The organism is Bradyrhizobium icense (genome assembly GCF_001693385.1).
Classification (GTDB): Bacteria; Pseudomonadota; Alphaproteobacteria; order Rhizobiales; family Xanthobacteraceae; genus Bradyrhizobium; species Bradyrhizobium icense.
Window position 1 is genome coordinate 6,576,647 of record NZ_CP016428.1, and the last position, 26,242, is coordinate 6,602,888.

Below are 26,242 nucleotides of genomic sequence, written 5' to 3' on the forward strand. Positions count from 1 at the left end.
CAGCCCCTACTCGGCCGCCTGCGCCACCGGCTGGCCGATCGTCGCTTCCAGCCGCGTACATTCCGCACGGTATTTCGCGACGTTGGCTTCCTTGACGTGGCCATAGCCGCGAACGAGTTCCGCTGATTTCGCCAGCGCCACCAGACGTGGCCAATCATGCGGCGGGGCTCGGTCGAGATGACGGAAGATCATCGCGGAATATTCGCCCGGCAAGGCCCGCTCCATCCGCCGCTCGGCCGTATAGCCGAACGGATCGAACGCGGTTCCGCGGAGGAACTTGAAACACGTGAGGATCTCGAAGGCGCGGAATATCCAGGCGCCGAATTCGCGCTTGCGTAAGTGTCCCGTCACCTTGTCGCGCTTGGCCAGCAGCGGCGGCGCGAGGCTGACCTTGACGTTCGCGTCGCCGTCGAACTGTTCCTTTAGTGCTTTCGCAAACTCGCCGTCGGAATAAAGCCGTGCAACTTCGTACTCGTCCTTGTAGGCCATCAGCTTGAACAGGCCTTTTGCGAAGGCTTCGGTGAGATCATGCGATCCGGGCGCGGCCTTGGCTTCAGCGGCGCGGACGCGCTCGACCTCAGCGAGGTAGCGCTTCGAATAGGCCTCATCCTGGTAATCGGCCAGGAATTTGGCGCGGAAGGCGATGCTCTCCTCGAGCGTCCGCCGGACCGGCGCCGCGCCCGAACTCTTGAAGCGCGCCGCACTGACGACACGCTGCAGATCGTGCGCGGCGAGCCGGCCCCAGGAGAATGCGAGCTTATTCATCTCGATCGCCGCGCCGTTGAGCTCAATGGCCTTCATGATCGCTTCCAGCGACAGCGGGATCGCCCCGCGCTGGAACGCAAAGCCGAGCATGAAGGCGTTGGTGGCGATGCTGTCGCCCATCAGCGCCGTGGCAAGCCCGGTCGCATCGAGAATGTCGACGTCGGAGGCGCTGACGGCCTCGTTCAGCGCCTCCAGCATCGTTCCCGCCTCGAAATCGATGTCGGGATTGATGACGAAGCTCGCGGTCGGCAGCAGGTCGGCATTGACGATCGCCCGCGTCACGCCGCGCTCGGCCCGGCTCAGCGCCGGAATGCTGGTGGCGACCACGATGTCGCAGCCGAGGATGAGATTGGCGCCGCCGGGCGCGATACGGACGGTCGAGAGATCATCCGCAACAGGCGCGATGCGGACATGGCTCATCACCGCGCCGTTCTTCTGCGACAATCCGGTAAAGTCGAGCGTCGAGCACGCCCTGCCCTCGACATGGGCGGCCATGCCGAGCAGCGCGCCGATGGTGATGACGCCGGTGCCGCCGATGCCGGTGACGAGAATGTTGTAGGCGCCATCGAGCGCCAGCGGTGCCGGCGTCGGCAGGTCGGCGAACAGCGCGGAAGGATCGGCCGCCGCACGGTCGGCCTTACGCAGTTTGCCGCCATGCACGGTGACAAAACTCGGACAAAAGCCCTCGATGCAGGAAAAGTCCTTGTTGCAGTTCGACTGATCGATCCGCCGCTTGCGGCCGAACTCGGTCTCCAGCGGCTGCACCGAGACACAGTTGGAGACCTGCGAGCAGTCGCCGCAGCCTTCGCAGACGCGCTCGTTGATGAAAATACGCTTCGGCGGATCCGGATAGAGTCCGCGCTTGCGGCGGCGGCGCTTTTCCGCAGCGCAGGTCTGGTCGTAGATCAGGACGGTGAGGCCCTTGACCTCGCGCAGTTCTCGCTGCACCGCGTCGAGCTCGCGGCGGTGGTGAACGGTCGCGCCGGCGGGAAAATAATTCGCCGGATATTTCTCGGGATCATCGGAGACGATGACAAGGCGCTTGGCGCCCTCTGCCGAAACCTGATGCGCGATCTGGGATACCGAAAGCCCGCCTTCGGCCGGCTGGCCGCCGGTCATCGCGACCGCATCATTATAGAGAATCTTGTAGGTGATGTTGACGCCGGCCGCCGCCGCCGCGCGGATCGCGAGCAGGCCGGAATGGGTGTAGGTGCCATCGCCCAAATTCTGGAATACGTGCGGCTCATTGGTGAACGGCGCCTGCCCGATCCAGGTGACACCCTCCGCGCCCATATGCGAAATCGTCTGCGTGCGGCGGTTCGGCACCGACAGCGCCATGCCGTGACAGCCGATGCCGGCCATCGCGCGGCTGCCCTCGGGGATCTTGGTCGAGGTGTTGTGCGGACAGCCCGAGCAGAAATACGGCGTGCGCTGCAGCTTTGCTGCGCCGACCCCATCGGCCGGCCGATCGAACGCTTCCAGCTTTGCGAGACGCTGCTCCAGCGCCGGGCTGCGATGCCCAAGCCGGCGGAGCCGCGCTACGACGGCGGCCGCGACCATGGTCGGCGTCAACTCGCCTTCGCTCGGCAGCAGCATGGCGCCGCTCTCATCACGCTTGCCGACCACCGAAGGCCGCTTCGCGGCATCCATGTTGTAGAGAATGCGGACAAGCTGATCCTCGATAAAGCCGCGCTTCTCCTCGACCACGAGCACGTCTTGCAGGCCTTCGGCAAAGGCCCGCGCGCCGGATTCCTCCAGCGGCCAGGTCAGCGCCACCTTGTAGATGCGCAATCCCAGCGCCTGCGCTTCAGCATCCGTGATGCCGAGATCGGCCAGCGCCTGCCGCAGATCCAGGTAGGCCTTGCCGGTCGCCATGATGCCGAGCCGCGCCGGTTTTGAATCCAGCACGATCCGATCGAAGCGATTGACGCGTGCGAACGCCGCGACCGCCTGCATCTTCGGGCCGTGCAGCCGCCGCTCCTGTTCCATCGGCGCATCGGGCCAGCGGATCGAAAGCCCACCCGGCGGCATCTCGAAATCGTCAGGCGTGATGATCTTGATGCGGTCGGGATCGCTGACGATCGAGGCCGAGCTTTCGACCGTCTCGGAAATCGCCTTGAAGCCAACCCAACATCCGGAATAGCGCGACAGCGCAAAGCCCAAAATGCCGAGATCGAGATAATCCTGCAGCGTGGCCGGGTTGACCACCGGCATCAACGCTGCCGCGAACACCTGCTCGCTCTGGTGCGCCAGTGTCGAGGACTGGCAGCCATGGTCGTCGCCAGCCAGCGCAATCACGCCGCCATTCGGCGAGGTGCCCGCCGAGTTGGCATGCTTCAGCGCATCGACGGAGCGGTCGACGCCGGGGCCCTTGCCATACCAGATGCCGAATACGCCATCGACCTTGGCGCCCGGGAACATGCCGACCTGCTGGCTGCCCCACACAGCGGTAGCCGCCAGGTCCTCGTTGAGACCCGGTGAAAACTCGATGTCATGCTGCTTGAGGAAAGTTTTGGCGCGCCACAGCGCGTGATCGTACATGCCGAGTGGCGAGCCGCGATAGCCGGAGATGAAGCCGGCGGTATTGAGCCCCTGCGCGCGATCGCGTTCGCGCTGCAACATCGGCAACCGGACCAGCGCCTGCGTACCGGACAGGAAGATTCGCTTCGCATCCAGCCGGTATTTGTCGTCCAGCCCAACTTCCACCAACGCCATTTCTTTCGCTCCCCGTCGCACGTTCCGCCGGTTATTTGAACCGGTCTAATTGTGAACACCATGCACCGGTTTTGCTATGCGTGCCCAGCGTGAATCCATGGCCGCAGGGCATATCTCGCCCGTCTTGTGGATCAGCCGGCCTCTTGCAGGCGCCCGTCTTCTTTGAAACGCTGCGCGCCAAAGGGAGACACCAGGGATGACAGAAGCGGCGTTCAGGACCGAGATATTGGAGAGCGGCAATCTGCTCGTCGGGCCTTGGCGGAGCCCCAGGCAAATGCTCCACGCGCAGGTCTATGATTCGCACGCCTCGATCCACGACGATGCGACTGCGCAGAAGCTCGGCTTTCAGGGCGGCACCATCGAGGGCCCGACCCATTTCAGCCAGTTCGCGCCGCTGTGCGAACGCATCTGGGGCCAGGCCTGGTTCGAGACCGGATGCCTTTCCGCGCACTACCGCAATCCCGCCTTCGAAGGCGAGGAAGTCCAGGCCAACATCGAGAAACCGAAGCCGGGGCAGACCACTTGCGCGATCGGCATGACCAGGCGCGACGGCACCGAAATTTTGCGCGGCACCGCTTCCGTCGGCGACGTGACCGAAACGGCGCTCTCCCGGCGGCTCGGCGAACTGAAGCCGCTCGCCGATCCCGTCATCCTCGCCGACCTCAAGGTGGGCATGAAGACGCCGCGCCAGACGGTGAAAATGGATTTCGACCAGCACATGGGCGATCTCTATCCGTTTTCGCTTGCCGAGAAGCTGAAGGTGATCACCGAACCCTCGGCGTATTATTCGCAGGAGATCAATCCCTGGGGACGGGCGATCATCCCGTTCGAGATGCTGAGCGTGCTGTTTCAATACCGCGCCCGCGAGGACCGGCTGCCGGTCCGCGGCCCCGCCGTCGGCCTGTTCGCGGATCAGGAGATCCGCCTGCTGCGCGGGCCGCTGTTCGTCGGCGAGAGCTATGCGACCGAACGCGAGGTCGTCGCGCTGAGCGGCAGCCGCCGCACCGAAAGCGTGTGGATGCGCACGACCGTGTTCGCAGCCGACGACACACCGGTCGCAACCATGCTGTTGAACATGGCGAGCATCAAGGATTCCTACGCCAACTATCAGCAGGAGCACCAAGCGCTCTACGGCTAGGGAGTTAAATGACATGCGCCTGAAAGATCGTGTCGCCATCGTCGTCGGCGCCGGCCAGAGCCCCGGCGAAGGCATCGGCAACGGCCGCGCTACCGCGCTCACTTTTGCGCGCGAAGGCGCCAAAGTGCTGTGCGTCGATCATAATCTTGCCTCTGCCCAGGAGACGGTCGACATGATCGCCGAGAGCCACGGCGTGGCGGCAGCCTTCAGAGCCGACGTCACCAAGAATACCGAACTCAAGGGGATGGTAGAGGATGCGAAAGGACGCTGGGGCCGCATTGACGTGTTGCATAACAATGTCGGCGTCAGCCTGGCCGGCGGCGACGCCGAACTCCTCGACATATCGGAGGAAGCGTTCGACCGCTGCGTCGCGATCAACCTGAAGAGCTGCGTGTGGGCGGCCAGGCACGTGATCCCGATCATGCGCCAGCAAAGAAGCGGCGCGATCATCAACATCTCCTCGATGGCTGCAATCACCACCTATCCCTACGTCGCCTACAAGGCGACCAAGTCGGCGATGGTCGCCTTCACCGAACAGCTCGCCTATCAGAACGCCCAATACGGCATCCGCGCCAATGTCATCCTGCCCGGGCTGATGAACACGCCGATGGCGGTCGACACCCGCGCCCGCGAATTCAGGAAGAGCCGCGCGGAGATCGAGGCCGAGCGCGACAGCAAGGTGCCGCTGCGCCAGAAAATGGGCACCGGCTGGGACGTCGCCAACGCCGCGCTGTTCCTTGCGTCAGACGAAGCGAGCTTTATCACCGGCGTGACATTGCCGGTCGACGGCGGCGCGAGCGTGCGGCGGGGATAGAATTGTAGGGTGGGCAGAGCGAAACGTGCCCACCATTTTGAGCGTCGCAAGACATGGTGGGCACGTCGCTAGCGCTCCTTTGCCCACCCTATCAAACCCTCATGGTGAGGAGGTCTGACAGAGCGTGCGCAGCACGAAAAACGCATCTGTACCCCCTTACGTTTACTTTTGGTTAGTAACTTTCTCTTAACGATTGCGACGATTGGGCGCTCTTTTTGACGCCCGTGCTCACGCGACCTGCGCCGGCGTCATTTGTTTTTGGCCCACGCGCGTGATTCGACAACATCGACCAATTCCAATGACACGATGATGTGACAGCGCATCGTCGCTTGTCGAAATCCCGACTCGTTGCGGTCGCACGAATTTCATGTGCGCTCGCTATGAGGCGCCACAAGAATTGTGGAAGCCGAGGCACCATGAACGAAGAATTCGACTACGACCTGACGCCGTCCCAGTGGGAAACATTGAAGGCGTTGCGCACGCCAGCATCAAGGCTGCCGCGCATGAGCCGCACCACGATCGACGGCCTGATCGCGCTCGAACTCGCCGTGATGAACGGCGACGCACCCGCGATCACCGCAAAGGGACGCAAGGTGCTGATTCGCGGCTCGTCGCTGCTGTTACAGGATCTCGCGGCTTAATTTGCTTTCGCGGTTCCGTGTCCCTGACGCGGTGCAGCGCATAGCGCTGCTACGCTGCGCCCGGGGAACGCAGCTCACACCGGCTTCTCCTCATCCGTCGTCGGCGAGGTGATCACCAGGAACACCAGATCGACCAGCCCGGAATTCGAGATCGCATGCTCGACACCGGGCGGCAGGAAGATGAAATCGTGCTTGCGCACCACATGGTTCTTGCCGGCAATCTCCATCAGCCCCTCGCCTTCGAGCACGTGATAGACCTGCTCCTGCATCGCATGCTTGTGGCGGGCGACATGAGCCATCGGCTGATACATCGAGATGCGGTAGTCGATGTGGCGCGAGCCCGCGGTCTCCGGCATGACAAGCGGTTTTGACAGCGCGCCGCCAAAGTGATTGGGGAATTCGCGCCAAGGTACCTCGACGATGTTGCGGATGAATGCGCCATTGTTTTCTGAAGCCATGATTGCTGCCTCCGCCGCTCAGATCACCAGCGCCCCGCCATCGATATAGACGATCGAACCTGTGGCAAAACCGTTGGCCATGAACGCCGAAATTTGCCGCGCGATGTCCTCAGCCGCACCGACGCGGCCGACCGGCAGCGCGGCCGCCGTCTTCGCCAGCATGTCGCGCCGCGCCTCTTCCGGCATCGCAGCGCGGATCGGGGTGTCGATCACGCCGGGAGAGACGGCATTGACGCGTACCGGCGCCAATTCCAGCGCGAGCGCCCTCGCCAGCGATTCCAGCGCGCCATTGGCGGCGCTGACGATTGCCGAATTCGGCCGCGGGCGAACGCTGAGGAAACCCGAGACCAGCGTCAGCGATCCGCCGGGACGGATTTCGGCCTCGCGCGCGACCCGCCACGCACCCCAGAACTTGCCTTCCATGGTAGCGCGGACATCCTCCATCGCGACCGCCTTGAACGAGCCGGTGCAAAGCTGCGCCGCCGTCACGACAACATGATCGACCGGGCCGCAACGGTGGAACAGGTTTGCCACGCTATCATCGCTGGTGACGTCGGCGGGGATCGCGATCGCATTCAGCTTCTCCGCCACCTTGTCGAGCCGCTCTACGTTACGGGACGCAATGATGACGTCGGCGCCCTCGCGCCTCGCCATCTCTGCGGCCGCAAGACCGATGCCGGACGAGCCACCGACGACGACGACCTTCTTGCCTGCTAGCAACATGCGATTCCCTCGAAGATTGGATCAGGCCGGCTGATAGCGGGTGCCTATGCCGGCCTTGCTCTGGCCCAGTCCGGGCAATTCCCAAACGCCCGCGCCGACCGGATTGATGTCGGCGGCGATGTCGACGTCGATCAGGTAGGGCTTGTTGGCGGCGATGCCCTTGCGGATGGCCTCGCCGAGATCGCCCGCGCGACCGACACGCACGCCCTCGACGCCGCAGGAACGCGCCATCGCGGCAAAGTCCGGATTGTAGCGCTCGCCGGTGTTGGGATCGTGGAAGTCGGTCGCCAGCTCACGCCCGCCGAGATAGCCGCGCTGCAACCCGCGGATCGAAGCGTAGGCGTAGTTGTTCCAGACCACCCAGACCACGGGCAGATTGTATTCCACTGCCGTGCCCAGCACGTTGGCGTGCATGAAGAACGCGCCGTCGCCGCACACTGAGACGCAGGGGCGATCGGGCGCGGCAAACTTCGCGCCCATCACGCCGGCAACGCCGAAGCCCATCGGGCCGAACCCCATCGAGCCGATCAGTGAATCCGGCCGCCGCGGCTTGCAGAAGCCGAGCAGCCAATTGTGATGCACGCCGATGTCGCTGACGAGGATCGCATTCTCGGGGAGCACCTTGTCGATTTCGAGCGCGGCACGCTGCGGATTGATCGGCGTGGTGTCGTCGGAAAAGCCGGGGGCGACGAACTTGTCCCACTCTTTCCGATAGCCATCGATCTGCGAGAGCCATTTCTTGCGCGCGTCCAGCTTCTTCGAGAGATCGCCGCGACGATCGAGTTCGGCATGCACCTGTCGCAGGAAGGTGCGCACGTCGGCCATCAGGCCGAGTGCGACCGGATAGTTGCGGCCGATCTCCTCGGGATCGATGTCCACATGAATCAACCGCGTCGGCGGAATGGTGAAGGAGTAGCCCGGGATCCACGAACTCGAGGTGCGGTCGTCGAACCGCATCCCCATGGCGAGCAGCACGTCGGCCTGACGCGTTGCATGGTTAGCCTGATAGTGCCCGGCGCGCGCGACCAGCCCAAGCGCCAGCGGATGGTTGCAATCGATCGCGCCGAGACCGCTGGCGGAAGCCGCGACCGGAATCTGCAGCCGCTCGGCGAGCCGCAGCAGTTCCTCCGCCGCACCGCCATAGCGCACGCCCTGACCGACAATGAACGTCGGCCGCTCGGCTGAGAGCAGCATGTCGACGGCCTTCACCACGCCCTCCGGATCGGCGCCGCAGCGGCTCGATATATTGGCATTCCATTCGATCGCGTTCGGCGCCTCCTCGGCCGCCGATTCCATGAACACGTCAAAGGGCACGTCGAGCACCACGGGACCGGGGCGGCCCGTCGTCATGGTCTTCCAGGCCTGCCGCACCGCCAGCGGCACCATTTCGCCGCGCGTCGGCTGGAACACTTTCTTGCAGATCGTGCGCACGGTAGAGGGAAAATCGGCCTGATGGTGCCGGTACATCTCCTGGAAGGCGCCGCGGTTGAACTGGCTGGTCGGCACGTTGCCGGTCACCGCCAGGAACGGCACGGAATCGAGAAAGGCATTGGCGAGCGAGATCGGCAGGTTCGCCGAGCCGGGCCCGCAGGAGGTGAAGGTTGCCGTCGGGCGCCCCGACACGCGGTAGTAAACGTCGGCCATGAAGCCGGCGACGCTCTCGTGATGGACCGAGATGGTCTTGATGTCGTGGGAACGCTCGTACAGCGCGTCGATGAACTGGATGTTGCCGTGGCCGCAGAGGCCGAACACCTGCGGCACCTTTTCCTGGATCAGATAGTCGACGATGACCTGAGCGCCGTTGAGCATGTTACGCGACATCGACCACTCCCTCCCTTAGCCCAACCAATTCGCCTCCGCGTCTTTGCTTCGCGCGGTCGGCGGCCCCGCGAACCTATTTCTCATAATACTGTACGTCAATTGCTATTGTGGTATGTTGCCAGTTTGGCGCCTCCACTGGGGGCGGATGCTGTTGAAGGGCAAGGGCGGCCTGATAGAGTTTGCCTAGCCACCTGGAGAACTGATTCCGTGAAATCGCGCACCAATCCGAAAACGAGCGACAAGCCGGCAAGTCCACGCAAGGTTTCGATCGCAAGGCTGGTGCCGTCGAGCGAGCCCAATATCGACGACGAGGCCGAGGAGCGCGCTCGCGGCGGCGTGCAGTCGCTCGGGCGCGCGTTTTCGATCATGGAAGAAGTCGCCCGCCACCGCGAAGGCATTGGACTGGCTGATCTCAGCAAGCTGGTCGGCCTGCACAATTCCACCACCTTCCACCTCGCCAAGACCTTGGTCTCGCTCGGCTATCTCAGGCAGGAGCGTGATTCCAAACGCTACCGCGTCGGCCGGCCGCTGTTTGCGCTCGCCGCCAGCGCGCTCGACGAAATCGAGATGGTTAATCTCGCGACGCCCATTCTGGAAGACCTGTCGCGAGAGACCGGAGAGAGCGGTCATTTTGCCGTGCGCATGGGCGATGCTGTCGTCGTGATCGCCCGCACCAGCGGGGCCGGTGCATTTCAACTAACGGATCGCGTCGGCGTGGTGCGGCCGGCGCATTGCACCGCGCTCGGCAAGATCATGCTGGCCTCGCTGCGCCCCGATCAGTTGAAGCGTTTTCTCGAACGCGTCGAGCTAAAGCCCTCGACCAAGAAGTCGATCACCGATCCTGCCGTGCTGATGCGCGAAATCGCCGAAATCCGCCGCAGCGCGATCGCTTTCGACGACGGCGAATACAATGCGGAAGTCCGCTGCGTAGCGGTGCCGGTGTATCATTTCACCGGCGACGTGATCGGCGCGCTCGGCATTTCCGGTCCGATCTGGCGCATGACCGACCAGGCGCTGCAGAGCCGCGCCAAGCTGGTGCAGGCGGCGGCGAACCGCCTGTCGGCCGAGTTCGGCGCCCGCGATCTCGCCAAATCCTCCTGATTTTCCCGACTTCGCACTTTCTGAATCGCCTCGGCGCGCGCTACCGCACGCCTGCGACGCATTTGGCGTTGACAGCCGGCGTCGCGTCCGGAAATATCATGCAATAATAAAAGAACGTCTCTCACATTGTCGCATAAGCGGGAATCGGTGGGGAGAACGTCAGGGCGAACTCTCGGGAGGAGATCAGTCATGACCCGCTATAGCCGACGTACTCTGTTGAAAGCCGGTGCTGCGTTCGCCGGCGCCTCCACACTCGGATTTCCCGCCATCGTCCGCGCACAGGCCGTGCGGATCAAAATCGGCCATCTGGTGCCGCTGACCGGCTTTCTCGGCGCGATCGGCAGCTACGCCCAGCTCGGCGTAAAGATGGCGGCGGAGGAGATCAACGCGTCCGGCGGCATCATGGGCAAACAGATCGATCTGATGTCGGAAGATTCGGTCAATCCCGCCACCGCCGCGACCAAGGCGCAGCGCATGATCGAGCAGGACGGCGCCGTGCTCTTGTTCGGCGAAATCTCTTCCGCCTCGTCGCTGACCATCATGCAGGTCGCCGAACGCAACAAGAAGGTGTTCTTCTCGACCGGCGCGCGCTCGGACGCGCTGCGCGGCAAGGATTGCAACCGCTACTCCTTCCATTGCGACATTCCCAATACGGTGATGGTCAACGCCGTCGGCACCGCGCTCAAACAGAAGGGCATGGTGAAGGGCAAGAAGTTCGTCACGCTGACGGCGGACTACATTTTCGGCCACGACCTCCTGAAGGCGGCGAAGGCCTTCTTCAGCGCCAATGACGCTACCTTGATCGGCGACGAGCTGATCGCGACAGATGTTACCGACTTCAGCCCGTATCTCCTGAAGGTGCGGCAGGCCAAACCCGATGTCGTGTGCTGCAACCTCGCCGGCAACCAGGTCACCAACCTCGTGAAGCAATATGCCGAGTTCGGCTTCCCATATCCGCTCGTCGGCTTCAACCTCAACACCGGCGATGCCTGGGCGATGGGCGAAGGCAATCTTTCCGGCACCTGGCCGACGGTCTGGTACCACACGCTCGACAATCCGGCGTCCAAAGCCTTCGTCGAGGCCTTCAGCAAGAAATACGGCAAGCCGCCGGAGAACCATGCCTGGATCGAATACATCACGCTGAAAATGATCGCGCAGGCGATCACCGAAACGAAGTCGACCGAGAGCGACGCGCTGATCGGCTATTTCGAGAAGCAAACGCAATTCGACATCATGAAGGCACGCAAGGCCTATTTCCGCTCCTGGGACCATCAACTGGTGCAGGAGGCCTACCCCTTCACCGTGAAGTCGAAGGGCGAGATGAAGGACAAGTGGGACATGCTCGTGCTCGGCGAGGCGGTGCCGGCGGCCGGCGCCGAGCTTGAATCGATCTACCCGACGAAGACGCAAAATCCCTGCAACATGAAGGCATAGAAGCCCGATACAGGCGTCGGGCCACTGGCGTTGCGGAGCCGGCACACAACAGCCGGCGCCGCCCCTTTTTAATCTCGCAGGTCGCAGATGCAGTTCGGTTTTCTGCTTGAGCAGGTGGTGAATGGCCTGGTGCTCGGAGGCTATTACCTCCTGATTGCGCTCGGCCTGTCGCTGATCTTCAGCGTCGGCGGCATCGTCAATCTCGCGCATGGGGCATTCTATGCGCTCGGCGCCTATATCTCCGTCGAGATCACGAAGTATCTCGGCTTTGGTTCGGCGGTGGTGCTGTCGCCCATCGCGGTCGCGCTGCTCGGCATTTTGTTTGAACGCTTCATCCTGCGCCGCTTCTATGACGCCGATCCGATCCTGAGCCTCCTCGTGACGTTCGCCCTCGCCATGGTCACCGAACAGACGATCCGAATTATCTGGGGCGCGCCGCCGATTTCGGCTGCGATCCCGCAGTCGTTTCGCGGCTCGGTGTTCCTCGGCGACTTCCTGTTCTCGCGCTATCGTTTGCTCATTCTCGCCGTCGTCGCCATGGTCCTGCTCGGCGTCTGGCTGCTGCTGCACAAGACGTCGTTCGGGCGCGTGGTGCGGGCCGGCATCCAGCGGCCGGACATGGTCGCCGCACTCGGCATCCGCCTGCAGCCCTACATGACTGCGATCGTCATGCTCGGCGTCGGCATGGCCGCGCTCGGCGGCGCGTTCTTTGCGCCGATCACGATCGTGCATCCTGCGATGGGCGCCGAGATCATCACCGTCGCCTTTGTCGTCGTCGTGATCGGCGGCCTCGGCAGCTTCTGGGGCGTGGTGATATCAGCACTTCTGGTCGGTGTCGTCAGGGGCATCACCATCCACTTCGCGCCGGCTGCCGGTGAAGCCTCGATCTACGTGCTGATGTTCCTGGTGCTCATGCTGCGGCCGCGCGGGCTGCTCGGCGAACGTATCGAGAAGTTCGAATGATCACGCCTGCCGCCAAATATCGCCCGCTGCTGCTGGCCACGCTCGCCGTCATCATGCTGCCGTTCGGCCTCCATCTGCTCGGGCTATCGCTCAACACCGGCACCATGGTGGTAGCGCTCGCCATTGCCGCGATGGGGCTCAACCTCTGCATCGGCTACACCGGGCTCGTCTCGTTCGGTCACGGCGCCTGGTTCGGCATCGGCGCTTATGCGGCCGGCCTGATCCAGCGCAACTGGTTCAACAACGATATTTTTCTGCCGCTGCTGCTGGCTGCGTTCGTCGTCGCCGTCATCGCGACCTTCGTCGGCTTCGTCATTTTACGCCGGCGCGGCGTCTATTTCTCGCTGCTGACGCTGGCGCTGTCGGCGCTGACCTATACCATCGCCTTCCGCTGGACCGCGGTAACCGGCGGCGAGGATGGCCTCGGAGGCCTGAAGCGGGGTAGCGTCGGACCGTTCAGCCTCGACAATGCGCTCAATTATTACATCGCCGTCTCGATTCTCTGTCTCGGCGTGCTCTATCTCCTGCTGCGGCTGGTACGGTCCCCCTTCGGCCATGTGCTGATGGCGATCCGCGAGAACCAGTTGCGCGCGACATTCCAGGGCTATCCGGTCGAGCGCTACAAGCTCGGCGTCTTTGTGATCTCGGCAGTCGTGACCGGCTTTGCCGGCGGGCTGATCGGATTCCAGAACTACCTCGTCTCCGCCGAAGCGGTCTCGGTGCCGTTCTCCGGCGAGTTGCTGGCGATCGTGGTGATCGGCGGCATGCGCAGCATGCTGGGGCCGGCGATCGGCGCACTGTTTTTCATCCTGTTCCGCGAGTTGTTTTCGATCTGGACGCCGAACTGGCTGCTCTGGTTCGGCCTCGTCTTCGTTACCTTCGTGCTCTACTCGCCGGGCGGCCTCGTCGGCATCTGGGCGACGCTATCAAAACGCTGGTGGCCGCCGCCGGAAGAATCCGCCGCCATGAGCAGGCGAAAAATCTACGAGGGCCTGCCGCTGCCGGCCTTCCTGCGGCCGAAGGGACTCGACGGCACGGTGCTCGACGTGCGCGGCGTCTCAAAGAGCTTCGGCGGCATTCGCGCGGTGACCGATGCGAGCCTCACGGTTGTCGCCGGCGAAATCCACGCACTGATCGGGCCGAACGGCGCGGGAAAAACCACGCTGTTCAATCTGGTGTCCGGCCTCTACCCGACCGATGGCGGCACCATCAAGCTGGACGGCCGCGAGATCCAGAGCGCGCCGTCGGAGGCGATCTGCCATCAGGGCCTGGCGCGCTCGTTCCAGATCACCAACCTGTTCAAGGGCCTGTCGATCTACGAAAATCTCCGCCTGTCGCTGCAGGCGCAGTGCCCCGGGCGCTTCGACCTGTGGCGCGACATCGACCATTACCGGGACATCCACGCCGAGACCGCGGAACTGATCAGGTTTCTCGGCCTCGAAGGCATCGAAGCAATCGAAGGCGGCGAACTATCCTATGGCGGGCAACGGCTGGTCGATCTCGGCATCGCGCTCGGCTCCAAGCCGCAGGTTCTGCTGCTGGACGAACCACTCGCCGGTCTTGCCGCCGCCGAGCGCGAGCGCGTCTCGAACCTCGTCAAGAACATCGCCGCCAATATTCCGGTCCTGATCGTCGAGCACGACATCGACCGCGTGCTCGGCTTCTCCCGCACTGTCACCGTGATGAACCAGGGCGAGGTGCTGATGACCGGCACGCCCGAGGCCGTGCGCGCCGACCGGAAGGTGCAGGAAATCTATACCGGCACCGGCGTGCCCGAGGTCGAGCACATCACAAGCGAGCAGGCCCGCAGGAGCACAGCCCCCATTCTGCGCTTCGAGCGCGTCAATACCTTTTACAGCAAGAGCCACATCCTGCACGACGCCACGCTCGACGTGCGCGAGGGCGAGATTGTCGCGCTGCTTGGCCGCAACGGCGCCGGCAAGTCGACGCTGCTGAAAACGCTCGCGGGCCTCGTGCCGCTGTTGTCGGGCACGATCGAATATGCCGGCCTCGATATCTCCCGCCTGCCGGCGCCCGAGATCGCGCGCGCCGGCATCGGCTATGTGCCGCAGGGACGCGGCCTGTTCGCCGGCATGACGGTGCGGGAAAATCTGTCGCTCGGCCGACTCGCCCGCAGGACCGACGGCACCAACGGCGTGGTGTGGGACGAAGCGCAGGTCCTCGATTATTTCCCGCGCCTGCGCGAGCGGATGGACGTCGCGGCAGATTACCTTTCCGGCGGCGAGCAGCAGATGGTAGCGGTCGCGCGCGCGATGTCGGGGAATGTCAAACTCCTGCTGCTCGACGAGCCCTTCGAGGGGCTGGCACCGGCGGTGATCCTCGAACTGTTCAAGGTGTTCGACCGGCTGCGGCAGCATATCTCCATCGTGATCGTCGAACACAATCTCGACCTTGTGCTGGCGCTCGCCGACCGCGTCTTCGCGCTGGAGCGCGGCGCGGTGTTCCATCAGGGACCGGCAAAGCCGCTGCTGACTGATCTGGAGTATCGCAAGAAGATATTGTGGCTGTAGTTCACGACCGCCACGGCGACTAGCGCGATATCCGTGTCCCGGACGCGATGCAGCGTGCAACGCTGCTTCGCAGAGCCGGGACCACCGCCTCCGCAACAACATGGACCCCGGATCAGCAGCGCACCACGCCGCGAGAGGCGTAACGCATCGAGACGCGCGTGAACGCGCTGTTGGCATTGCCAGCGTCCGGGGAACGCGCCCCTTACGAAAGCAGGGAATCTTCCTCCGGCCGCGTCCGCGCGATGATCTCCGCGGCCCCCTTGTCGAGTAACTCGAGCCCAACCGCGCGGCCGAGTTCGCGGGGGCGATCTGCCGCGCCATTCCGCGACACCTCGATGAAGCGGTCGCCGGCTTCATCGAGCACAGCGGCGGTCAGCGTCATCTCACTACCCGCCAACGTCGCATGACCGGCGATCGGCGAGTTGCAGTGGCCGTTCAGAACCCACAGCACCTCTCGCTCGGCTTCCGCGCACAGCCGTGACCGCACATCCTCGATCTTCGCCAACCGGCCGCGCGTGACCCAGTCCTTCTCCACGCATTCCACCGCGACGATGCCCTGCCCTACCGCGGGCAGCATTTCGCGAACCGAAAAGTCATGGACGATGCGCGAAGCCATTCCGATGCGCTCCAGCCCGGACCTTGCCATCACCAGCGCATCCGCCGGCCCCACCTCGCCGCCATCGGGAAGCCGCTGCTTGTCACCGCGATCGAGCTTTGCGACGCGGGTGTCGGCGGCGCCGCGAAAATGGATTACGGTGGCCTCGGGGAACAGCCGGCGCAGATAGGCGGCGCGGCGCACCGCATTGGTGCCGATCTTCAAACCCCTGCCTTTCGATGCGCGAAACGCATCCAGCGAAAGGCCCGGACGCAGCACCAGCGCATCGTTGGCCGGATCGCGCGGCAGCGTCGCCGCGATGATCAGGCCCGGCGTCTCCTCGTTGCCGGGAACGTCCTTGAGCGAATGCATCGCCGCCTGCAATTCTCCGCCGCGCATGGCCTGGCGGATTTCAGCGACGAAGGCGCCGCCCTTGCCGCCATGGCGCAGCAGCTTGCTGGTCTGGTCCTGGTCGCCGCGGGTTTCGAACTTAATGATCTCGACGTCGAGCGCGGGATCGGCCGCGCGCAACAGCCGCGCGATTCCTTCCGTCTGTGCCAGCGCCATCGCGCTCTTGCGCGTGCCGATCTTCAGGGTTTGTCCCGACACAAGGTCTCCGTTCGAACGCGGTCCACGAATATCGTTTCCAGCCGGTACGGGATAGAACAAGCGGCCCATCAGAACAATGACTTTGGCCGGCAGCGGAACGCATTGCCGCCTGTGCGGGCAGGGCGTGCCTACCGGCTCCGATGCTGCCGGGCAGCCATTCCAAAACGCGGATTGTGCGCCGCAGCACGATGAATAGATTGCGCCCCGCAAGAGGGTTTTTCGTTGTCCGATACCAGTGCCGATGCCTTGGCCGCTTCAGGCCACCGCCCGATGGGCTTTCGCGAATTCGTCATCGTGATCGCGTCGATCATGGCGCTGAATCCGCTTGCGATGGACATGATGCTGCCGGCACTGCCGGACATCGCGTCCGCCTTCCACATCACCTCGGCCAACCGGCCGCAGATGGTGCTGTCGATCTTTTTAGTCGGCTTCGGCGTCGGGCAGTTCGTGATGGGCCCCTTGTCCGACCGGTTCGGCCGGCGGCCGGTCCTGCTCGGGGGCATGGCCGTCTATTGCATCGCCAGCCTGCTCGCGATCGCCGCACCCTCGTTTGAAACCCTGCTGCTGGCCCGCGCGCTGCAAGGCCTCTGCACCTCGGCCACCCGCGTGATCGCGACCTCGATCGTGCGCGACTGCTACGCCGGCCGGCGCATGGCAAGCGTGATGTCGCTGGCGATGATGATCTTCATCGCCGTGCCCGTGGTCGCCCCGGCATTTGGCCAGGCCGTACTATTGCTGACGCAATGGCGCGGCATCTTCATCGTGCTGATGCTGTATGGCGTGGTGGCGTTGATCTGGAGCGCGCTGCGCATGCCGGAGACGCTGCCGGTCGAAAGGCGCAGGTCGCTTGCCGTCGGCGAGGTGTTTGATGCGTTCCGCCAGACCGTGACCAATCGTCAGACGCTGGGTTATGCGCTGGTCGCCGGCGGCGTACTGGGTTCGCTGTTCGCGTTCGTGTTCATTTCGCAGCAGGTGTTCACCGGGATCTACAAGCTCGGATATTATTTTCCGGTTGCGTTTGCCGGCGTCGCCGTCGGAACCGCCATCGCCGGTTTCGTCAATTCCCGCCTCGTCGGCCGCCTCGGCATGCGCGCGATCTCCCACACTGCGCTGATCGGCTTCGTGGTCATCGCCGCAACCATGCTGGTAGCGGCGAAAATGCAGATGCTGCCGTTGCCGCTGTTCATGGTGCTCTCGATATCCATGATGTTTGCGTTCGGGTTGATGATCGCCAATTTCACCGCGCTCGCCATGGAGCCGCAGGGCCATATCGCCGGCACCGCTGCGTCGCTGTACGGCTCGATCACCACGCTGCTCGGCATCGGCATCGGCGCCACCATCGGCCAGGATTACGACGGCACACTGGTGCCGTTCGCGACCGGTTTCCTGCTCTGCACGCTGGCCGCGCTCGCGGTTGTGCTGGTGGTGGAGAAAGGCCGGCTGTTCAGGCCGCACGTCCTGAAGGTGTGATGAGCATGGCGGATACCTGCGCTGGGCGTCATCGGGCGAAGCTGATAACAATTGCTCACATCGCCTTCAGTTTCAGGAACTCGGAAGATGGACAACCGCAGCAACATCTGGCGTGGCGTCGATACCATCAAGCCGCGCTTCACGGACTTGAGCGACCGGGTCTGGGCAATGCCCGAGGTCTGCTACACCGAGGCGCGCTCCTGCGCCGAACATCTGGCCGAACTGCGCCATCAGGGTTTTCGCATCACCGAGCAAGTCGCGGGCATTCCGACCGCCCTGATCGGCGAATGCGGCGAAGGCGGGCCCGTGATCGCCTTCCTTGGCGAATATGACGCCCTGCCCGGCCTCAGCCAGGAGGCGGGCGTGGCCGAACCTCGGCCGCTGGAGGCAGGCGGCCACGGCCATGGCTGCGGCCACAATCTGCTCGGCTCCGCCGCCCTGCTCGCGGCCACCGCCGTGAAGGACTGGCTCGCCGAGCACAAGGTGCCGGGGCGCGTGCGCTACTATGGCTGCCCCGCGGAGGAAGGCGGGCAGCGAAGACCTTCATGGTGCGATCAGGCGCGTTCGATGACGCCGATATCGCGATCACCTGGCACCCCCACAGTTTCTGGGAAGTGGCGGTGACGCCTTCGCTCGCCAACACCCGGGCCGATTTCATCTTCACCGGGCGCACCTCGCATGCCGCGGCCTCGCCGCATCTCGGCCGCAGCGCGCTCGATGCGGTCGAACTGATGAATGTCGGCGTCAACTACATGCGCGAGCATATGCCGAGCGATGCGCGTGTACACTATGCCCTGCTCGACACCGGCGGCATCGCCCCCAACGTGGTGCAGGCCCACGCCCGCGTGCGCTATTCGATCCGCGCCCGCGACCTGCCCGGCATGAACGAACTGGTGGAGCGCGTCCACAAGATCGCGCAGGGCGCGGCGCTGATGACCGAAACGAGTGTGGAGATGCGGATCATTTCCGCCGTCTCCAACTTGCTGCCCAACACCCCGCTCGAACAGGCCCTCCACGGCATCATGGAGGAACTCGGCCCGCCGCATTTCGACGAGGCCGACAAGGATTTCGCGCAAAAAATCCGCGCGACGCTGACCGAGAAGGACATCGCCACCGTCTACCACGCGATCGGCATGGAGCCGACCGAGCGGCCGCTGGCCGATTTCATCGTGCCGCTGGACGCCAAGCGCAATCCGCTGATCGGCTCGACCGATGTAGGCGACGTGAGCTGGGTCGTGCCGACCGTTCAGGTTCACGCCCCGACGATCGCCATCGGCACTCCCTTGCACACCTGGCAGGTGGTGGCGCAAGGCAAGAGCCCGCACGCCCACAAGGCCATGGTGCAGGCCGCCAAGGCCATGGCGGGGCTCGGCGTCAGGGCGCTGACGGAACCGGACCTGATCGCCGCTGCCAAGGCCGACCTCAAGAAGCGCACCGCCCGCACCCCCTATGTCAACCCGCTGCCGGACAGCGTGGCCCCACCGCTGGACATGTCGCTGGTCTGACCAGGCGAACAAATTTGACGCACAGAAACGGCGGATTGCCGAAGCGGTGTGCGCTGCGAAGACTTTTTGCTCAAACGACGATCATTGAATCGTTTGCGTTCAAACGGTGTGCAATCTACCCTCCCGCCGGCCGCGGCCCGCGGCCCGCCAGAACCAACGGAACCAGACGGGGACAACGATGCTGGACAAAGAACTCAAAGCCATGATCGACGAAGTGAAGGACGGGCGCATGGATCGCCGCGGCTTCGTTCAGCGTATGCTTGCTTTCGGTCTCACCGCACCCATGGCTACGCAGATTCTGGCCATTGGCGGCGTGGCCCTGGCCGAAGGCCCCTCCGTCTACAAGCCGACCAAGCGCGGCGGCGGCGGCGCGCTAAAGCTGCTCTGGTGGCAGGGACCGACCCTGCTCAATCCGCATTTTGCCACCGGCACCAAGGACCAGGACGGCTCGCGCCTGTTCTATGAGCCGCTCGCCTGCTGGGATCCGGACGGCAACATGAAGCTGGTGCTGGCCGCCGAGATTCCCTCGCTGCAGAACGGCGGCCTTTCCGCCGACGGCAAATCGGTGGTCTGGAAGCTCAAGGCCGGCGTCAAATGGCACGACGGCAAACCCTTCTCCGCCGACGACGTGGTGTTCAACTGGGAATATGCCCGCGATCCCGCCACCGCTACCGTGACGATCGGCGTTCATCGCGACATCATCGTCGAGAAGGTCGACGACCTCACGGTCCGCATCCTCTACAAGAAGCCGACACCGTTCTGGGCCGATGCGTTCGTCGGCGCTCCCGGCAGCATCATCCCAAAACACCTGTTCGCGGAATATAAAGGCGCCAAATCCCGCGAAGCCCCGAACAACCTCGCTCCCGTCGGCACCGGCCCCTACAAATTCGTCGAGTTCAAGCCGGGCGATGTGATCCGCGGCGCGCTCAATCCCGACTACCATATGCCGAACCGCCCCCACTTCGACACCGTCGAAATGAAAGGCGGCGGCGACGCCGTTTCGGCCGCGCGCGCCGTCATCCAGACCGGCGAGTATGATTTCGGCTGGAACATCCAGGTGGAAGACGATGTCCTGCTGCGCCTGGAAAAGGGCGGCAAGGGCAAGACCGTCTATGCGGTCGGCGGCGACACCGAATTCATCGCCCTCAACTCCACCGATCCCAATACCGAGGTCGACGGCGAGCGCTCCTCGATCAAGACCAAGCACCCGCTGTTGTCCGATCCCGCGGTGCGCAAGGCACTCTCGATGCTGGTCGATCGCGAGGCCGTCAAGAAAGTCATCTACGGCCGCGCCGGACGCGTCACCCCCAATTTCCTCAACGGCCCGGAGAAATTCGTCTCCAAGAACACCTCGTGGGAGTTCAGTATCGAAAAGGCGGCCAAGTTGCTGGAGGACGCAGGCTGGAAAGCGGGCGCCGACGGCATCCGCCAGAAGGACGGCAAGAAACTGAAGCTTCTGTACCAGACCGCCATCAACGGTCCGCGCCAGAAGACCCAGGCGATCGTCAAGCAGGCCTGCCAGAAGGCCGGCATCGACGTCGAGCTGAAATCGGTGGTTGCCTCAGTGTTCTTCTCCTCCGACGTCGCCAACCCCGACACCTACGCAAAATTCTACGCCGATCTCGAGATGTTCCAGATCCCGATGAGCCAGCCGGATCCGGCCCAGCACATGCGCCGCTATCATTCGCGCAACGTTGCCACCAAGGAGAACAAGTGGCAGGGCGTGAACTTCCCGCGCTGGGTCAACAAGGAATATGACGCGACGATCGACGCCGCCGAGGCCGAGACCGACATGGTGAAGCGCGCCGCTCTCTACATCAAGGCCAACGACATCATGATGCAGGACATCGTGTTCATCCCGGTGATGCACCGCCTGAAAGTGGAAGCTGCCGCCAATACGCTGCGCCCGGTCGTCAGCGGCTGGGCCAACGAGACCGACAATCTGTTCGACTGGTATCGCGAGGCGACGGGCTGATCGCGAAGGGATCTTTCCCTCATGAGCCAGTATGTGCTGCGTCGCCTCATGATCGCCGTGCCGAGCCTGCTCGGCATTTCGCTCGTCCTGTTCGTCGTGCTGGCGCTCGCGCCCGGCGATCCCTTCAGTGAATTGGCGACCAATCCGAACGTGCCGCCCGAAGTCGGGGCGGCACTGCGGGCCAAATTCGGCCTCGACGATCCGATCTACATCCGCTACCTGCGCTGGCTCGCGGCGATGGCGCAAGGCGACTGGGGCTTCTCCTTTGTGAGCCGGATGAATGTCGACACGCTGATCCTGCAGCGGCTGCCGACCACGCTGTACGTGATCGGCTCGGCGCAGGTAGTGGCGCTGCTGGTCGCGATTCCCGTCGGCGTGTTCGCCGCCACGCGTCCCTATTCGATCTTCGACCAGATCGCCAATACACTCGCCTTCATCGGCTTCTCGCTGCCGACCTTCTTCACCGGGCTGTTGTTCATCCTGATCTTTTCGGTCACGCTGGACTGGCTGCCCTTCGTCTATTCCAGCGACATCAAGGCGACCGGGATCCGCTGGCTGTTCGAGCAGGTCCGCCAGGCCATCATGCCGGTGATGGTGCTCGGCCTGTTCCAGGCCGCTTCTATGACGCGCTTCGTGCGCTCGGCCATGCTGGACGTGATCCGGCTGGACTACGTCACCACCGCCCGCGCCAAGGGCCTCGGCCAGGCCAAGGTGATCGTCAAGCACGCGATGCGCAACGCCATGATCCCGGTCGTCACCCTGATCGCGCTGCAGATGCCGGCGGTGTTCGGCGGCGCCATCGTCACCGAGCAGATCTTTCGCATTCCGGGCATCGGCTCGCTCTTGATCTCCTCCATTCTCTCCAACGACACGCCGGTCGTGATGGCCGTGACTTTCGTCTTCGCCTGTCTCGTGGTGCTCTTCAACCTGATCGCGGATATCCTCTATGGCTGGCTCGACCCTCGCATTTCCTTCCGCTGAGCGGCGGCGCGGCTATTCGCCCTGGCGCGAGACCTGGCGGCGCTATCGCCGGCACCGGCCGGCCGTGGTCAGCGCCGTGCTGCTGTTCGTGCTGATCACGGCGGTGGTGCTGGGCCCGTTCGTCTGGCGCATCCCCATCAACGAGATCGACATCACCGCAGGGTTGCAGGGGCCGTCGCTCGCGCATCCCTTCGGCACCGACGATCTCGGGCAGGATATTCTCGCCCGCATGATCTATGGCGGCCGCATCTCGTTGGCCGTTGGCCTGGCGGCGATGACGGTCGCCGTGCTCGTCGGCACGCTGATCGGCGCGCTTGCCGGCATGTCGCGCGGCGCACTCGGTCATGCGCTGATGTGGCTCACCGATCTATTCCTGTCGCTGCCGCAACTGCCGCTGCTGTTGCTGCTGATCTACCTGTTCCGCGACGGGCTGAAAGCCGTCTTCGGTCCCGAGGGCGGCATCTTCATCCTGATCGTGCTCGTCATCGGCGGCTTGCGCTGGATGCCGGTCGCGCGGCTGGTGCGCGCTCAGTTCCTCTCCTTGCGCGAGAAGGAGTTCGTCGAAGCCGCGCGCGCGCTCGGCGCCAGCCCGTTGCGGCAGGTGGTGCGGCACATCCTGCCCAACGCAGTCGGTCCCGTGATCATCGCCGGCACCATCGACGTCGCCGCCGCGATCATCGCGGAATCGACGCTGTCGTTCCTCGGCCTCGGCTTCCCGCCGGATACGCCGACCTGGGGCCGCATCCTCTTTGACGCCAAGGACTTTCTCGACATCGGTCCGCATTGGGCGCTGTTTCCGGGCGGCGCCATCTTCATCGCGGTCGTCGCCATCAATTTCATCGGCGACGGACTGCGCGACGCGCTCGACGCGCGGCGGGTGATCTGATGGCCCCATTGCTCGAAATCAAGGGCCTGAAAACCCACTTCGCCACCGACGACGGCATGCTGAGGGCGGTCGACGGTGTCGACATCACGCTTCATAAGGGCGAGACGCTCTGCGTGGTCGGCGAGTCCGGCTGCGGCAAGACCGTAACAGCCATGTCGGTCCTGAAGCTCATTCCGATGCCGCCAGGTCGCATCGTCGAAGGCCAGATCAAGTTCGAAGGCCGCGACCTCGTGCCGCTCTCGAGCCACGAACTCGATGACATCCGGGCCAAGGATATCGGCTTCATCTTCCAGGAGCCGATGACCTCGCTAAACCCGGTGCTGACCGTCGGCGAACAGGTTGCCGAGAGCCTGCGCCGCCACGAGGGCCTCTCGAACAAGGACGCACTCGCCCGCACGGTCGAGATGTTTAAGCTTGTGCAGATCCCCAACGCGGAAGCCCGCGTTCATGATTACCCGCATCAGTTCTCGGGCGGCATGCGCCAGCGCGTCATGATCGCCATGGCGCTCGCCTGCAAGCCCAAGCTGGTCATCGCCGACGAGCCGACCACCGCGCTCGACGTGACAATCCAGGCGCAGATCCTCGACTTGTTGCAGGACATGAAGGAACGCTTCGGCATGGCGGTGATGCTGATCACCCACGCCATGGGCGTGGTGGCCGAAACGGCGCAGCGCGTCGTCGTCATGTATGCCGGCAAGGTGGTCGAAGAGGCCGATGTCGACAGCCTGTTCGAGAGCCCGCGGCATCCCTACACGCAGGGCCTGATCCGCTCGATTCCGCGCATCGACCTCGACGCCGCGCACAAGACCCGGCTGGAGGCGATCGGCGGTTCGGTGCCGATCCTGATCAATCCGGCCCCTGGTTGCCGCTTCGCGCCGCGCTGCCGCTACGCCTTTGGTCTTTGCGCCGAACAGGAACCGGCTCTGCGCGAGGTCGCACCGGGCCATCGCATGGCGTGTCACCTCGGAGAGACGCAGGGAGCGACGGCATGAGCGAACCCCTGCTGCGCGTCAGCGGTCTGAAGAAGCATTTTCCCGTCAAGGGCGGGCTCCTTTCGCGCGAGGTCGGGCGCGTGCATGCGGTGGACGGCGTGTCCTTTGCGGTCAATCGCGGCGAAACGCTCGGCCTGGTCGGCGAGTCCGGCTGCGGCAAGTCCACCACGGCCCGCTGCGTGCTGCGCCTGGTCGAACCGAGCGAAGGCGAGATCCTCTTCGACGGACACGACGTGCGAGGACTTTCCGGCGGCGACCTGCGCGCCATGCGGCGCAACATGCAGATCGTCTTTCAGGATCCCTTTGCCTCGCTCAATCCGCGCATGACCGTCGGCGCGATTCTCGGCGAAGCCTTCACCATCCACGAGCTCGCCTCCTCGGCAAGCGAGCGGGAGGACCGCGTGGCGAGCCTGCTGGTCAAGGTCGGGCTGAAGGCCGAGCACATGCGCCGCTACCCGCACGAATTTTCCGGCGGCCAACGCCAGCGCATCGTGATTGCACGGGCGCTCGCGGTGGAACCGAAATTCATCGTCTGCGACGAGCCGGTCTCCGCGCTCGACGTGTCCATTCAGGCGCAGGTGATCAATCTGTTGGAAGACCTGCAGGCCGAGCTCAAGCTCACCTATCTGTTCGTCGCCCACGATCTCTCGGTGGTCGAGCATATTTCCGACCGCGTCGCGGTGATGTATCTCGGCCGCATCGTCGAGCTGGCGAGCGCGAGCGACCTCTACCGCCATCCCCGACACCCCTATACGCAGGCGCTGCTCTCCGCCGTGCCGGTGCCGGACCCGAAGGTCAAACGCAAGCGGATCCGCCTGCAAGGCGACGTACCCAGCCCGATGAACCCGCCGCGGGGCTGTCATTTCCACACCCGCTGCCCGATTGCCGAGCCCCGCTGCAGGGAAAGCGCGCCCGAACTGAAGCAAGGCAGCGATGGGCATTTCGTGGCCTGTCACCTGAGCTGACGGCGGATCTGGTCAGGCCATTCGCCGCTTCGCATGCCGACGGCGGCAAAGAATTCAATCCTTGAAAATAATGCGGCCCCGCCCCGGCAGCGGTCGAAACCACTCTTGCCGGGGCGGGGCCGAAATCAGATCGTGCCGCGTTACCGCGAATGGACGCCGTTTTTGCGGATCAGGTCCGAAAGCTGGGACAAGAGCTCCCGAAGCCTGGCATTCTCCTCGATCAGTGCATGGGCTTCGTCGGCCTGTTCGTTGCGACGAAGGGCGGGCTCATCCCCGCTAAGGGCATTCTCAAGCAATGAAAGAGCGTCGTCGGTCGGTTCCTCAACCCAAAATGAAGGTTCAGCGCGGCGGTCTCGCTTATTAAGCTGCGGATGGTCTACTCGCATGATTGATACTCCAATTTTAAAAAGCGGAACGTGCCCCCAGTCACCTTGTCTCGCGCGCGGAGAATGAGGTGAGTCGGCAGGCAAATTTGCGACTAAAATTGGAATCGTGCGGGGACGACCCCGGCGCTAAAGCGGCGTGATTGCGGCAAGTCTCGGAGCCCGCGCGGGGCAAACCTGCAGCCTGCGCGTGCGATTTAGAGAAACGTCGACAATTGATAGAGCGCGTAAAGAACCTCAAGTCCCATGAGAACGAGGGCCGCGATCATCAGATAATAACCAAAATGCATGCGTGACTTGAAACCAATGCCTCTCGCGGCCCGTGCGGGATCGCGCCAGGCCGTAAACCAAACTCGATACGCGTCGGAAGGGACAATCCTCCGGCGAACGATGCGTCGGGCAACCAGGAACAAGAAGGCCTCCGCCGCCGCGGAAGTGATGCCTTTGCCTCTGCCTTTGTCGCGAGCCTCTTCTTGACCGGAGGTCTCTAGTTCGACGCCAGCTCGCCTGTTCACACACCGTGGAAAATCTTGATTCCCCACAGCACGATGACGATGGCCAATACCAGCGTAGCCGCCGTCAGTACACTTTCTAAGGAAGCGACTCTCATACTCACTCTCCGCTTCCCAGCCCCGCTAACGGTCTAGGTGATTCGTTGATTCGACTGCAATCGCGCGATCACAATGCTTTGAACGTTGCACGGCGGTTGTGTTGTACAGGTCACACATCTGGGTAAGGCGGCGCACGTGTCGGCCACGGCAGCGTCGCCCCGCGCCT

At 63.8% G+C, this 26,242-nt stretch carries 20 protein-coding genes and 1 pseudogene; 14 read left to right on the forward strand and 7 right to left on the reverse strand.

Translation table 11 applies throughout. The features are described 5' to 3' along the window. Window positions 1-6 precede the first annotated feature (6 nt). A complete protein-coding gene (locus tag LMTR13_RS30570) occupies window positions 7-3,480 on the reverse strand; it encodes an indolepyruvate ferredoxin oxidoreductase family protein (RefSeq protein WP_065731010.1) in 3,474 nt (1,157 codons plus the stop codon). Between the two features lie 196 nt (window positions 3,481-3,676). Here LMTR13_RS30570 and LMTR13_RS30575 point away from each other — a divergent pair, with 196 nt between their 5' ends. The 3 genes from LMTR13_RS30575 to LMTR13_RS30585 all read left to right on the forward strand — a co-directional run bounded on the left by LMTR13_RS30575 (window position 3,677) and on the right by LMTR13_RS30585 (window position 6,073). Next, entirely contained in the window at window positions 3,677-4,618 is a 942-nt protein-coding gene (locus LMTR13_RS30575; RefSeq protein ID WP_065731011.1) for a hypothetical protein, read from the forward strand. A 13-nt stretch (window positions 4,619-4,631) separates the two neighbouring features. Beyond that, window positions 4,632-5,432: an SDR family NAD(P)-dependent oxidoreductase gene (locus LMTR13_RS30580; RefSeq protein WP_065731012.1), complete on the forward strand. Its 801-nt coding sequence runs from the start codon at window positions 4,632-4,634 to the stop codon at window positions 5,430-5,432. 416 nt (window positions 5,433-5,848) lie between these two features. Further along, complete coding sequence (locus LMTR13_RS30585; RefSeq protein WP_065731013.1) at window positions 5,849-6,073, forward strand: hypothetical protein; 225 nt, start codon at window positions 5,849-5,851, stop codon at window positions 6,071-6,073. A gap of 74 nt (window positions 6,074-6,147) precedes the next feature. Here the strand turns inward: LMTR13_RS30585 and LMTR13_RS30590 are convergent, their stop codons facing one another. Genes LMTR13_RS30590 through LMTR13_RS30600 form a run of 3 tightly spaced genes read right to left on the reverse strand, consistent with a single transcriptional unit; the run spans window position 6,148 to window position 9,075 of the window. Then, window positions 6,148-6,531 (reverse strand): cupin domain-containing protein, encoded by a 384-nt coding sequence (locus LMTR13_RS30590; protein ID WP_065731014.1) that lies wholly within the window; start codon window positions 6,529-6,531, stop codon window positions 6,148-6,150. An 18-nt stretch (window positions 6,532-6,549) separates the two neighbouring features. Then, window positions 6,550-7,254, reverse strand: a complete 705-nt coding sequence (locus LMTR13_RS30595) for an SDR family oxidoreductase (protein WP_065731015.1) — start codon at window positions 7,252-7,254, stop codon at window positions 6,550-6,552. Between the two features lie 21 nt (window positions 7,255-7,275). Further along, a complete protein-coding gene (locus LMTR13_RS30600; RefSeq protein WP_065731016.1) occupies window positions 7,276-9,075 on the reverse strand; it encodes a thiamine pyrophosphate-binding protein in 1,800 nt (599 codons plus the stop codon). Window positions 9,076-9,282: 207 nt separating this feature from the next. On the opposite strand from LMTR13_RS30600, the gene LMTR13_RS30605 reads away from it, so the two are divergent. The 4 genes from LMTR13_RS30605 to LMTR13_RS30620 all read left to right on the forward strand — a co-directional run bounded on the left by LMTR13_RS30605 (window position 9,283) and on the right by LMTR13_RS30620 (window position 15,104). Next, entirely contained in the window at window positions 9,283-10,176 is an 894-nt protein-coding gene (locus LMTR13_RS30605; RefSeq protein WP_065731017.1) for an IclR family transcriptional regulator, read from the forward strand. A gap of 189 nt (window positions 10,177-10,365) precedes the next feature. Then, complete coding sequence (locus tag LMTR13_RS30610) at window positions 10,366-11,610, forward strand: ABC transporter substrate-binding protein (protein WP_065731018.1); 1,245 nt, start codon at window positions 10,366-10,368, stop codon at window positions 11,608-11,610. An 87-nt stretch (window positions 11,611-11,697) separates the two neighbouring features. Continuing rightward, the gene (locus LMTR13_RS30615; protein WP_065731019.1) at window positions 11,698-12,573 is read left to right on the forward strand and encodes a branched-chain amino acid ABC transporter permease; all 876 of its coding nucleotides are present in this window, start codon (window positions 11,698-11,700) and stop codon (window positions 12,571-12,573) included. After that, window positions 12,570-15,104 (forward strand): branched-chain amino acid ABC transporter ATP-binding protein/permease, encoded by a 2,535-nt coding sequence (locus LMTR13_RS30620; protein ID WP_065731020.1) that lies wholly within the window; start codon window positions 12,570-12,572, stop codon window positions 15,102-15,104. The genes LMTR13_RS30615 and LMTR13_RS30620 overlap by 4 nt, the downstream gene beginning before the upstream one ends. Before the next feature lie 202 nt (window positions 15,105-15,306). Here the strand turns inward: LMTR13_RS30620 and hemC are convergent, their stop codons facing one another. After that, on the reverse strand, window positions 15,307-16,266 hold the full coding sequence (gene hemC, locus LMTR13_RS30625; RefSeq protein WP_065733099.1) for a hydroxymethylbilane synthase: 960 nt from the start codon (window positions 16,264-16,266) through the stop codon (window positions 15,307-15,309). 264 nt (window positions 16,267-16,530) lie between these two features. Between hemC and LMTR13_RS30630 the strand changes: the two genes are divergently transcribed. The 7 genes and pseudogenes from LMTR13_RS30630 to LMTR13_RS30660 all read left to right on the forward strand — a co-directional run bounded on the left by LMTR13_RS30630 (window position 16,531) and on the right by LMTR13_RS30660 (window position 25,082). Beyond that, window positions 16,531-17,778: a multidrug effflux MFS transporter gene (locus tag LMTR13_RS30630; protein ID WP_065731021.1), complete on the forward strand. Its 1,248-nt coding sequence runs from the start codon at window positions 16,531-16,533 to the stop codon at window positions 17,776-17,778. Between the two features lie 87 nt (window positions 17,779-17,865). Continuing rightward, window positions 17,866-19,283, forward strand: a pseudogene (locus tag LMTR13_RS30635) (M20 family metallopeptidase). A gap of 178 nt (window positions 19,284-19,461) precedes the next feature. Then, window positions 19,462-21,258, forward strand: coding sequence for a peptide ABC transporter substrate-binding protein (locus tag LMTR13_RS30640; RefSeq protein WP_065731022.1), 1,797 nt, complete (start codon window positions 19,462-19,464; stop codon window positions 21,256-21,258). 21 nt (window positions 21,259-21,279) lie between these two features. Beyond that, window positions 21,280-22,239: an ABC transporter permease gene (locus LMTR13_RS30645; RefSeq protein WP_065731023.1), complete on the forward strand. Its 960-nt coding sequence runs from the start codon at window positions 21,280-21,282 to the stop codon at window positions 22,237-22,239. Continuing rightward, the gene (locus LMTR13_RS30650) at window positions 22,205-23,125 is read left to right on the forward strand and encodes an ABC transporter permease (protein ID WP_065731024.1); all 921 of its coding nucleotides are present in this window, start codon (window positions 22,205-22,207) and stop codon (window positions 23,123-23,125) included. The genes LMTR13_RS30645 and LMTR13_RS30650 overlap by 35 nt, the downstream gene beginning before the upstream one ends. Then, a complete protein-coding gene (locus LMTR13_RS30655; RefSeq protein ID WP_065731025.1) occupies window positions 23,125-24,117 on the forward strand; it encodes an ABC transporter ATP-binding protein in 993 nt (330 codons plus the stop codon). Before LMTR13_RS30650 ends, LMTR13_RS30655 begins: the two co-directional genes overlap by 1 nt. Continuing rightward, the gene (locus LMTR13_RS30660) at window positions 24,114-25,082 is read left to right on the forward strand and encodes an ABC transporter ATP-binding protein (protein WP_065731026.1); all 969 of its coding nucleotides are present in this window, start codon (window positions 24,114-24,116) and stop codon (window positions 25,080-25,082) included. Before LMTR13_RS30655 ends, LMTR13_RS30660 begins: the two co-directional genes overlap by 4 nt. Window positions 25,083-25,222: 140 nt before the next feature. Here LMTR13_RS30660 and LMTR13_RS41380 read toward each other — a convergent pair whose 3' ends face one another. Together LMTR13_RS41380 and LMTR13_RS30665 are read right to left on the reverse strand one after the other, a co-directional pair. Further along, entirely contained in the window at window positions 25,223-25,468 is a 246-nt protein-coding gene (locus LMTR13_RS41380) for a hypothetical protein (RefSeq protein WP_156795860.1), read from the reverse strand. A gap of 194 nt (window positions 25,469-25,662) precedes the next feature. After that, window positions 25,663-25,878, reverse strand: coding sequence for a hypothetical protein (locus LMTR13_RS30665; RefSeq protein WP_156795861.1), 216 nt, complete (start codon window positions 25,876-25,878; stop codon window positions 25,663-25,665). Window positions 25,879-26,242 lie beyond the last annotated feature (364 nt).